This window comes from Frankia sp. CeTa3Moorea (assembly GCF_978021225.1).
This window is the reverse complement of the sequence record NZ_CDXDOR010000031.1, coordinates 30630-40313: the sequence shown is the minus strand read 5'-3', so window position 1 is coordinate 40313 and position 9684 is coordinate 30630. Positions and strand designations below refer to the sequence as shown.

The 9684-nt window shown below is 69.0% G+C and carries 11 protein-coding genes; 1 reads left to right on the top strand and 10 read right to left on the bottom strand.

Features of this window, described 5'->3' with window-relative positions:
- Window positions 1–430: 430 nt before the first annotated feature.
- The 7 genes from AC08OV_RS08425 to AC08OV_RS08395 form a co-directional block, all read right to left on the bottom strand.
- Window positions 431–763, bottom strand: a complete 333-nt coding sequence (locus AC08OV_RS08425) for a hypothetical protein (RefSeq protein WP_476615723.1) — start codon at window positions 761–763, stop codon at window positions 431–433.
- A complete protein-coding gene (locus AC08OV_RS08420) occupies window positions 763–1080 on the bottom strand; it encodes a hypothetical protein (protein ID WP_476619513.1) in 318 nt (105 codons plus the stop codon). The genes AC08OV_RS08425 and AC08OV_RS08420 overlap by 1 nt, the downstream gene beginning before the upstream one ends.
- Before the next feature lie 336 nt (window positions 1081–1416).
- A complete protein-coding gene (locus AC08OV_RS08415) occupies window positions 1417–1866 on the bottom strand; it encodes a PIN domain-containing protein (RefSeq protein ID WP_476619512.1) in 450 nt (149 codons plus the stop codon).
- Window positions 1856–2125, bottom strand: a complete 270-nt coding sequence (locus tag AC08OV_RS08410; RefSeq protein ID WP_476592458.1) for a type II toxin-antitoxin system Phd/YefM family antitoxin — start codon at window positions 2123–2125, stop codon at window positions 1856–1858. The genes AC08OV_RS08415 and AC08OV_RS08410 overlap by 11 nt, the downstream gene beginning before the upstream one ends.
- A gap of 505 nt (window positions 2126–2630) precedes the next feature.
- On the bottom strand, window positions 2631–3056 hold the full coding sequence (locus AC08OV_RS08405) for a PIN domain-containing protein (protein ID WP_476612492.1): 426 nt from the start codon (window positions 3054–3056) through the stop codon (window positions 2631–2633).
- Window positions 3053–3274 carry a type II toxin-antitoxin system VapB family antitoxin gene (gene vapB / locus AC08OV_RS08400; RefSeq protein WP_462186980.1) on the bottom strand — a complete coding sequence of 74 codons (222 nt, stop codon included), beginning with the start codon at window positions 3272–3274 and terminating at the stop codon, window positions 3053–3055. Before vapB ends, AC08OV_RS08405 begins: the two co-directional genes overlap by 4 nt.
- A 292-nt stretch (window positions 3275–3566) precedes the next feature.
- Entirely contained in the window at window positions 3567–4805 is a 1239-nt protein-coding gene (locus AC08OV_RS08395; protein ID WP_476612491.1) for a hypothetical protein, read from the bottom strand.
- 72 nt (window positions 4806–4877) lie between these two features.
- Between AC08OV_RS08395 and AC08OV_RS08390 the strand changes: the two genes are divergently transcribed.
- A complete protein-coding gene (locus AC08OV_RS08390; RefSeq protein WP_476619511.1) occupies window positions 4878–5636 on the top strand; it encodes a glycosyltransferase family 2 protein in 759 nt (252 codons plus the stop codon).
- Window positions 5637–5749: 113 nt separating this feature from the next.
- Here the strand turns inward: AC08OV_RS08390 and AC08OV_RS08385 are convergent, their stop codons facing one another.
- The 3 genes from AC08OV_RS08385 to AC08OV_RS08375 all read right to left on the bottom strand — a co-directional run bounded on the left by AC08OV_RS08385 (window position 5750) and on the right by AC08OV_RS08375 (window position 9094).
- Window positions 5750–7288 carry a hypothetical protein gene (locus tag AC08OV_RS08385; RefSeq protein WP_476612489.1) on the bottom strand — a complete coding sequence of 513 codons (1539 nt, stop codon included), beginning with the start codon at window positions 7286–7288 and terminating at the stop codon, window positions 5750–5752.
- 249 nt (window positions 7289–7537) lie between these two features.
- Window positions 7538–8521, bottom strand: coding sequence for an intradiol ring-cleavage dioxygenase (locus AC08OV_RS08380; protein ID WP_476612488.1), 984 nt, complete (start codon window positions 8519–8521; stop codon window positions 7538–7540).
- 186 nt (window positions 8522–8707) lie between these two features.
- Complete coding sequence (locus AC08OV_RS08375; RefSeq protein WP_476612487.1) at window positions 8708–9094, bottom strand: DUF7715 family protein; 387 nt, start codon at window positions 9092–9094, stop codon at window positions 8708–8710.
- Between the last annotated feature and the right edge of the window lie 590 nt (window positions 9095–9684).

The window sequence follows — 9684 nt, the reverse complement described above, 5'->3', positions numbered from 1 at the left end:
CCCTGAGCCGCAACAGCTCCCAAACACTCCAGCACGTCAAGATCTTCGCCGAACAGCACACCACCCCTGCAGCGAACCCGGGCGCGCGAGCCACGGGATAGCCGCCGATGTGCCCGGGTCGGGCCGGCAGTCCTTTCGGGACAACCGCCAGGGAGGCGACGGCGACAGCGTCCGTCGCAGCGGAGATGCTCCGGAAACTGGCGGTCCAGGTGACAACCGCCCCGGGGAATAACGAGATTGCCCACGCTGGTAGCGGGCGCGCACGTTGCGCGGGCCCGGTAACACTGGCTGTGGATCGTCGCCGGGGTCGCCACGGCGGGGGCGGTGGTGAGGATCTGGCATCTGCCGGACCGGATGCACCCGCCGGACACCGACGGCGAGGCGGAGGCGCGGGCGGCGTTGCAGGACGGCTACCCACGGTCGACGATCACTATGCGCTGTTGGGCCGGAAGGGCGGCACGGGCGGCGTGTGCTGGTAGGTCTCGCGAGCACGAAGAGGTGCGTCGTTGATGAGTTCAGTATTGGTGAAGAGGGCAGCGACGCCCATCTCGGACTCTCGACGATCGCGCCGACGGGCTCGCGCATCCTCGCGCATCTGCGGGAATTGTGCGGCTGCCTTACGGTAGACCGAATTCATGATCTTGTTGCCAACCTGATGATCGGCAGTAAAGATCATGTTGTAGAGAGGTACACCACCAACGTTGGTGAGCCGTAGCGTGTGAGTGAAGGCGTAGCCCTGGATCTTTTCCAGCCGCCAGCGCATCAAGTTTGTGAGTTCGTCACGGGTCTCCTCGGGGTCGAGCTGACCCAGGCGGCGCCCTTCGAGGATGGGGATCCACTGTCCGCGCCCAGCGCCAGCAGCGAATGCAGCCAGCCAGCCGAGACCGCCACGCCGCTCAGCTCGACAATCGCCTCCCGGGCCCGCTCGACCGGCAGATGCTGGCGGACCAGGAAATACAGCGCGAGCGCGCGCAGCTCCGGCCCGTAGGACACCGGCGCCGCGGACACCCCGTCGGGCCGGGCGGCCACATGGCGACGCCCACAGCCGCACACGACCTGGTAGAGATCATGCTGGGTCACGGTCGACCTGGCCGGCTCCAGATCACGGGACTGGTGCGAGCGCGCGACCCCCGCCACCGTCGCCCCGGCCAGCGCCGCCCCGCAGCCACACACCCCGGCGGGAAAGTGCCGCTCGAAGCGACCTTCGCCGTCAACTCCACGATCTCCCTGGCCTGCGCTGTCACCGTCGCCCGCAGCTCGCCGTGCGTCTCCATTCGGACAGTGACCGCGTCACCCTTCACATCAAACTGCCCAGCGACTACCAGCGCCCACCGCCGAAGGGGCAACGGCCAGCCGGCCGGTGAGATCCACCCGGATGTGGCCTGTTCGGGCCCACCCGACGACAGTCCTGAGCGCTTACCGGTCGCCGGGGGTCTTGGGGCGGGTGACGGGGACGACGGTGAGGAGATCGTCCAGCCCTGTGAAGTCGTCGGGGTTGGTGGTGTACAGCGGTAGGTCCTCGGCGATCGCGATAGCGGCGATCATCAGGTCGGCCACGCGCCGTCGGGGCTTGCGGCCGGCGCTGATCACGGCAGCGCAGACCCGGCCATAGATACGGGCGGCTTCCGCGTCGAACGGGATCGGGTCGAACTCGTTCTCCGCGCGCTGCAGCACATCCAGCCGCCGGGCCCGTTCGGCGTGCTCGTCCTGCTCCTCGTTCCGGCGCACCTCGTGCGGGCCCGCGGACAGCTCCGCCAGCGTGACGGCGGTGATCGCCATTTCGGCGGGCAGCTCCTCGGGATCCACCCACCTGCGCAGGATCATGATGTTCGTGTCGAGCAGCCCCTGCGCGTGGTCACCGGCCATACGGGTCGTCCGCTTCCTGCTCTGCCGTGGCGTCCTGATCGGCGCGGAAGGCGTCCAGGGAGATGCCGGGGGCGCTGCGGGACATCGCCGCGAACTCGCTGCGGGACACAAACCGCCTGCGGCGCCGCAAGGGGACCAGTTCGCCGATCTGGTGTCCGTCACGAGTGACCGTGAACGCCTGGCCGCTCTGGACCGCGTCCATGATCTCCTTGGACCTGCTGCGCAGGTCACGCTGGGTGATCTCAGGCTGTGCACTCATACACGTATGATATCCGAGCGGTGCCACAAGGTGCTACCTGGTGGCACCTTGTGGGAGGCGGCAGTGGAAGGATTAAGGATGCAAACCCGGCCGCCGCCCCCCACGGCGGATTCCAGCGATCAGTGCACCGTGCTTCCCGACGACGAGCGCACTGGCCGGGCCGCCGCTCGTCCACCCCCAGCCGCCTGCGCCCGCAATCGCATCGTCCCGCCGGCCGCGCCCTGCGCGGTCACCGCCGGCTCCCCGGTTCCGGCAGCGCGAAGCCGCCCTCGACAACAAGCCTGCCCGACGCGAAACCCCTGGTTGGACCTGCACTATTCTGTGTTGGTTCCTGTTGGGGGCACACTTCGATCAGCAGCCTGAAGCGCTTGCTTACCAGGCATTTCAGCCTCGATGCCCCCCCTGGGGCCGTCCGGTTCGCGCCGGTGAACTCCGGTCGGCTGTGCCGAAGTGACGCCGAAGTTCGGCGGCGGCTACCCGCGGGTGGGCGGGCTCCTCCTGGCCGCTACGACAGGCGGAGTCGCTCGGTGGGCTGCCCGGTGACCGCGGTGATCAACTCGAAGTCCTTGTCGACATGCAGCACCACAAGCCCGGCCAGCTCGGCCGTCGCAGCAATGATCAGATCGGGGACGGACGGCGCGCGATGGTGCCCGAGGCCGGCGAGCAGCCCTTGAACCTCCACGGCCCTAGACTCGATCCGGGGCGTCACGTTCTCGACGGGCATCGCCGAGACCGGCGGCCGGCGTAACCTGACACGAAGATCATTGACGGATCTCGCGGAAAAGCCGACCGCCAGAATCGTGACCGTCGTGATACGGACCAGACCTCGCTGGATACGGGACAGCCACAGGTCGGCATCGGGACTCTCGCTCAGCCGGACGAGGGCGGACTTGTCGACAAGCCAACGCTGCGTCTCGGCCGTGGTGGTCACGTCCAAGCCTGCCGCATGACCTCGGGGTCGCTGAGGTCACGAAACGCGGCGCTGAACCAGCGCAGGTCGTCCAGGGTCACCGGGGCTATCGAGCGCGCCGCGTCCTGGGCGAGCTGCCGGCGAAGGTACTCGTTGCGAGACAGGCCGAGCCTGGCGGCATGAGCCTCGACGGCGGCCAGCACGTCATCGGGTACGTCACGAATGAGCACGTCGGACATCGACCGCATCTCCAAGGGCTGAACCTGCAGGCGATATCCAATGCTATCAGGACCCGACTGCCCGTACCTGACCGCGTCGCCGCGTCGCCGCGTCATGCCCGGCAGGGCCGAGCCCGGATGGCTTGGCTTCGGACCTGGCAGCACGGTCGACTGTCGATCTGGCCCGTGGTCAAGCCGATCATCGGGAGCGGGCCCCTCGGCCCGGGCGTCGAGGTGCTTCGCCAGTTCCGGGACCTGGGAGCCAGTTCCGGGACCTTGGGAGGTGGAGAGGGCGCGACGGCGCGCGTGGGGCTCAGGGCCTGCTGGTTCTGTCCGGTGGGGCGCCAGGGTCGGGCTGGTGTCGGCCGGTGATGATCCAGGTGCCGGCGATGATGAGGGACGCGAAGAGCAGGAGTCCTGCGCCGAGAATGGTGAGCAGGAGGGCCCGGTCGCGGAAGGTAAGGGTCCCGGTGAGGGTGATCTGGAGTGAGCCGACGGCGAAGGCGATGGCGGCGGTGAAGACGGTGACGAGTTCGACGGCGCGGATGGCGGAGGTCTGGAGGGTCCGGCGGAGGTCGCGGTTGGCGGTGTCCTGGTCGCGCCAGCGGGTCTGCTGGCTGGTGGTCCATTCCGCGAGCTCCAGCCCTTTCTGGATGATGTCGCGTTCGCGTAGGTACTGTTCCTGGAGGAGTTGGTGGCTGATCCGGGTGCCGATCGCGGGTAGCAGGCGCAGCGCGGTGTCGATGGTGGCCAGCGCCTCGGTGTAGTCGCCGCACCTGCGTTGACCGCACGCGAGGCGGAACCGGAAAAGATGATCGTCGGGGAACTCCGCGACGGCGTCGGTGGCGCGCTGGCGTAGCTGTTCGCCCTGGCCAGGGAACGGTGGGGCGGCTCCCAGGGCGTTGAGGCAGACGTCGACGACGGCACGGGACCGGGGGACGGCGCTCCAGGCCGTGTCGAGGAGTTCGAGCGCGTGGCTGGTGGTGATGGTGCGGCTGCCGAACGCTGCGAACGCATGGAGGCCGGTGAACAGCGGGTCGTCGCGGTGGTGGCCGGCGGCGACGGCCAGCAGGGAGGATTCGAGGAACTGGTGGAGTTCGTCGAACCAGAAGTTCGCGCGTAGCTTACCGGCGTGGTACAGCGCGGCGAAGTAGCAGATGTCGGTGGAGCCCTGGAACGCCTCGACGATCCGGCCGGTGGCGAGGGTGAGGTCGTGGCGGGACTCGACGGTGTCCTTAGTGATGAAGGCGTAGCCCAGCGACCACTTCTCGATGATGCCCGGGCGGGTCGGGCCGTCGGTGTGGTCGTGCAGCCAGCGGGCGCAGCGGGCCGCGACCTCGACGGTGGGCTCGCGCAGGAACCTGCGGCGCCAGTACCGGTCGGCGCAGATCAGCCAGGGGTCGGTGACGAAGTCCGCCGATGGGATCCGGAAGGGGGGTTCGATGTTCGCGTCGATCAGCTCGGCGGCGATGTCCTCGCAGACCCGGTCCAACTCGCGGGAGTCGGCTGAGGCTGCCTGACCGAGCCGCGCATTGATCGATGCGACGTCCATGTGCCCCCTCCGTCAGATCTTCTCCGGATATGTACCACACGGATGCGGGGCGGATCGGTACATACTGCGAACATGCGGGTCGATGTGGTCACCGCGGTACACGCCGAGTACGCGGGCTACCTGCCCGCGGCGTGGGATTCGCTGCACCGGCAGAGCCATCCCCACTGGACGTGGCGGGTTCAGGTCGACGGGTCGCCCGACGAGGTCCTCGACGCGCTGACCGCCTGCGGAGCGGCGGGCGATGGCCGGGTCCGGATCGCCGCGCACGGCACCCAGGAAGGCCCAGGGGTCGCCCGCAACATCGCCCTCGGCGCGTGCACCGCGCCGCTGGTCCAGAACCTCGACGCCGACGACGAGCTCGAACCCGACGCGCTCGCCGACCTCAGCGGCGCGCTCGCCGTCCATCCCGCGGCCGGCTACGCGGTCGGCCATGCCCGCGACCTGCACGCTGACGGCACCCTGCGCACCGCGCCGCTGGCAGTGCCCGCCGGGCCGCTGGCCCGCGGTGCGCTGGCCGTCGCGTGGGCGTCCGCCTTACCCGACCGCACCCTGCCACCCGTGCATCCGGCCGGGGTGATGTGGCGCCGAAACCTGCTCCTCGTCGTCGGGGGATGGGCGGCGCTGCGCGGTGTCGAGGACACCGCGACCCTCATCGCCGGCTCCGCACTCGCCACCGGAATACTGCTCGACGTCCCCACATTGCGCTACCGACGCCACGACGCACAGCGTTCCCGCCAGAACGGCAATTTTTCGGGGGGGGGGGGTCAATATTTGCTCATCTGGCAGCGCGCCGCCCTACTCGCCGGCGGACCCCCCTGGGAAGAGCGATAACCAGCAGGGTCGTGCGGGATGATCGGCTGAATAGCATTCGCGGTCCAGCGCAAAGGGGCCGGGTCTACCAGAGCTCGGTTTACCAGAATTCGGTTTTTACTAGAATTCGGTGTTTACCAGAGTTCGGTGAGTGCGGCGAACAGCTGAAGCCGGTGCTGTAGCCAGCCGAGGGTGCGGAAGTTGCCGCCGAGGCTGGCGGGCGGGTTGCTGACCAGGGTGTCCCGACGTAGGAGATCAGCAAAGTCGATGGTGGCGCCTACGGCTCCGGGCACGTTCGCGCGGGCCAGGATCGCGAGCATTTCGCTGGCCATGATGCCGTAGCCGATGCTGGTGGGGTGGACGCCGTCGAGCGCGATAAGACCTCCCTGGGTGCGGCCCCGGGCGTCGGAGAGGAAGAACCGGGTGTCGGGCCGGGGGTGCAGCTCGCGGAGCGCCTGGGGTAACGGATAGGGGCCGTACCGGTTCCACCAACTCGGCCGGGTGGTCGGGTCGTCGAGATAGCGGCGGTAGGCGAGCCGGTCCAGCAGGGCGCACAGGTCGAAGACCCGCCAGTCGTCACCGGCCTGCCGGTGCGCCCTGACGTGCTCGATGATGACTTGGTTGTACATGTCGATGGCGCTGTCGATCTGCCGGCACTGCGTCCCGGTCAGGCAGGGGTCGGCAGTGTCGAACTGGTCGTCGCTGATCCAGGCGTAGGTGTAGCGGGCGAAGTATCGCGAGCCTTCCGGCTTGTCGCCGACCCCGCGGGCGAGCGGTGCGACGGTGACGTGGGGGACGGTGACCAGCACGACATGCCGGGCTCCCACCTTTTCGATTTCGGTGACGAGCTGGTCGTACTCCTGCTGGAAGTGGGCGGGGCGCCATACCGTGTAGGCGTTCTTCCCGTTCAGGTCGGCGAAGTCGTCTCCGCTCCAGACCAGCCGCAGCCCCAGAACGCTGGACAGCGCGTTGTTAGCCCCGAGGGCGACCACGAGCGTGCCGACGCCCTCGGCACCGAGTTGCCGCGCCGCCGTCAGCTGGGTGGTACCCGGGTCGCTGGGGCCGGCCAGGGCGCGCAGGGCAGCGATCGGCCCGTCGTTCTGGACCAGGAGCCTGCGCGGATTCCAGGACCGGCGGGCGGGGTGCTCGGCCAGCTGTTCCTGGCACCAGCCGACGTTCTTCGAGAGTGCGTCGCGGACATCCCAGCCGTAGATCGCGAGATTGTGGTTGAATTCCGCCTGCTCGACGGGGAGCCGGCCCGGGCCGAAGTCCCAGTAGCGTTGCACCCCCCGCGCCTGGGTGTACAGCGTGACTATCAGGCGTAGCGCGTGCGCCGGTAGCGGCCGGCCCTTGGTAATGGTGTCCGCGTGGCGCAGCAACTCCTCCATGTTGAGGGGGAGGCCGGCGCAGCCATCCGGCCCGGGATAGACCGGATAGCGAAACGGCGTCACCCCCATCGCCTCGGCCAGTAGAGCCGGCCACGACCGGTCGGTGTTGCGGACCGCCAGATTCTGGAAGCCATGGGTGAGCGAATCACCGATCGTCACGAGCGGATGGGCGACATCCACGTCGGACTCGACGGTGAACTCAATGCCGAGGTCGTCCCGAACGGGCTCCGGAGCCTCCGCGCTGATCACCAGCTCGTCCGGCGCTGGCACCTCCGGCACGGACATCGCGGCTCTCCTTCCCCCAACCCACGATTTCCCCGACCCACGATTTCCCCGACCCACGATGCGTGAGTCGCCCGAGGTCGAGAGCGCCATTGTGCACCCACGCACCTGTCCAGTCCCCCGAGTCCCCCGAGTCCCCGGAGACCCGAGCCCCCGGGGACCTGCTCGACCACCGGGATCGTCGAGTTCGACTCCGTGAACCGGAGGGGGTTGGCCGTGACGACGGGGTGTCCTCCCGATGCGTCGTGTGGGTCAGCTCGGCGCACCCGGTGGCCGCCCGCCGGGCGCGCCGGACGGTGGCTGGCCGCCGGGGGCACCGGCGGGCTGGCCGCTGGACGGGGTGGTCGTGGTGTCGACGCCGACGGCGAGGGAGACCGTGTAGCCGCTGGTGACGTTGCCGGTCACGGTGGCGAGCTGGCGGGCGCCGTCGTCGTCCCCGAAGACGCTGTCGCTGTCGAGACTGATCTGCGACAGGTTCGCGATCGACGCCTCGTAGCCCTGCTGCGCGTAGACCTGGTCGCAGACGTTCTTCGGCAGGGCGACCTGGGACGTGGCGATCGCTTTGGTGGCGTCGGTGATGCTGGCCTGGTCGGGGTAGACCTCGAAGTGGATGTGTGGCCAGCGTCCGCTGTAGCAGGCCGGGAAGATGCTGGTGAAGCGCACCTTCCCGGCCTTGTCGGCGATCTGGACGCCGCGCAGGTAGTTCTGGTCGGTGATGCCGTTGGTGTACATCGAGTAGCGGCCTTCGCGGTCACAGTGCCACACGTAGACGGCCACTCCCGCGAAGGGGACGCCGCCGGCGAGATCGGTGATGGTCAGCTCCAGCGTCATGGGAACGCCCTCGGCGGTGCCGGTCGCTCCGCCGAAGCTGGACCGGATGTCGCTGCGGACCACGCCGCTCTGCTCGAGCACGTCCGGCCCGTTGGAACCGTCGCCCGGGTAGGGGCCAGCCGTCTCCTGGGGGATCTCCCCGGACGCCCCGCTGGTCGAGGCGGATGATGACGTGCTGGGCGACGCGGTGGAGCCGGACGATCCCGAGGCTTCGGCCCCGCCTGTCCCGCAGGCTGTCAGGCCCGCCGTCGCGGCACCGAGGCCGAGAAAGGTCAGCATCCGTCGCCGGCTCAGCAGCGTGCCGAGGTCGAAGCCCAGTCCCTGGTCGACGGCCTCCTCCTCGGGCCGGGGCAGGGGACGCCCCTCGTACGTCGGCCTCCGGCCGTCCCGCTGGTAGTCCGCCATGCGCTCTCCTTGAGATCGACTGATCCTGTGCCTTCACCATGGCGGGACAGTCTTTGCCCGCACTGTGCGCCCGCTGTGCCGCGGCTGTGCGTACCAGGTCTCCATCACAGCGGCGGGAAGACTGGCCAGCACGGACCGGCCAGCACGGGCCGGGCCGCGTGACGGTACCGGTGGAGCTGAGGCTGGCTACGGGATGGTCCATTCGCGCACGGTGACGATGTCCAGCCGTCGTTCCACGACGGCGCCTGCCGGCCAGCCGTCGACGAGCCGGGTCAGCTCGTCGGCCAGCGATTCGGAGCCGACGGCGTGCCACCTCTGCGCGGCGAGGCCCGCCCGTAGCGCCTCGGCGTAGGAGCTCCGGCTCATCTCGGCGATGTCGCGAACCATCGCCGTCGTCGTCGCGAGGTGCGAGGACAGTCCCGTGAACGACCGCCCACAGCCACATCCGCCGTCGGGGTCCGCCCGGTCGATCGCGCAGACCAGGCCGATCCACACCAGTTCCCCCTCGGCACAGTGGTTGAAGTCGTTGTCGCGTTGGCCCTGGGTGGCCGCGGTCGCGGTCAGGATCTTCATGTCGGCTCCTCGGGGCAGGGAGGTGTCGGGTGCACGGGCAAGCGAGCGGTCACAACCGCGGGCCGTTGAGTCGTGACCGCGGGCTGTTGAACGGACGGAACCCGACCGCAGTCGGAACCCGAACGCAGTCGGACCCGCGCATCGAAGCACCCGGGAGCTCAATCGACGAGGAGTAAATCCGGCTGTGGGCGCCCTCGACGGACGTCACCGCAGGTCAGATTCCCTAGATCGAGCGTGCGCCGCCGAACGCCGAGAAGCCGAACGCCGAGAAAACGCGCTCATCCGGGCTGTCATTTGCCGTCGTCTGCCGGCTCGACTCAGCGCGACCGCCGGATGCAATGCGCAATCCAAGATGACCACTCGGTAAGATCTGCCGGTTACGCCTACCTGCGCCGGTCGACATTGGGGGACACGATCATGACGCCTGCCCTCCAGCCGTCCGACCCGCGGAAGGCCGGTCCCTACACGCTGGTCGAGAGCCTGGGCGCCGGTGGAATGGGGCAGGTCTACCTTGGCGTTTCCCCGGCCGCCGAGAAGGTCGCCGTCAAGATCGTCCGACCGGATGTCTTACCCGACCAGGCGACTCGTCA

Bases quoted from the DNA above. Each gene is read 5' to 3' on its own strand.
- AC08OV_RS08375 (WP_476612487.1), bottom strand. From the start codon at position 9,094: ATGAAGATCCTGACCGCGACCGCGGCCACCCAGGGCCAACGCGACAAC.
- vapB (WP_462186980.1), bottom strand. From the start codon at position 3,274: ATGTCCGACGTGCTCATTCGTGACGTACCCGATGACGTGCTGGCCGCC.
- AC08OV_RS08410 (WP_476592458.1), bottom strand. From the start codon at position 2,125: ATGAGTGCACAGCCTGAGATCACCCAGCGTGACCTGCGCAGCAGGTCC.
- AC08OV_RS08425 (WP_476615723.1), bottom strand. From the start codon at position 763: ATGCGCTGGCGGCTGGAAAAGATCCAGGGCTACGCCTTCACTCACACG.
- AC08OV_RS08395 (WP_476612491.1), bottom strand. From the start codon at position 4,805: ATGGACGTCGCATCGATCAATGCGCGGCTCGGTCAGGCAGCCTCAGCC.
- AC08OV_RS08415 (WP_476619512.1), bottom strand. From the start codon at position 1,866: ATGGCCGGTGACCACGCGCAGGGGCTGCTCGACACGAACATCATGATC.
- AC08OV_RS08390 (WP_476619511.1), top strand. From the start codon at position 4,878: ATGCGGGTCGATGTGGTCACCGCGGTACACGCCGAGTACGCGGGCTAC.
- AC08OV_RS08380 (WP_476612488.1), bottom strand. From the start codon at position 8,521: ATGGCGGACTACCAGCGGGACGGCCGGAGGCCGACGTACGAGGGGCGT.
- AC08OV_RS08385 (WP_476612489.1), bottom strand. From the start codon at position 7,288: ATGTCCGTGCCGGAGGTGCCAGCGCCGGACGAGCTGGTGATCAGCGCG.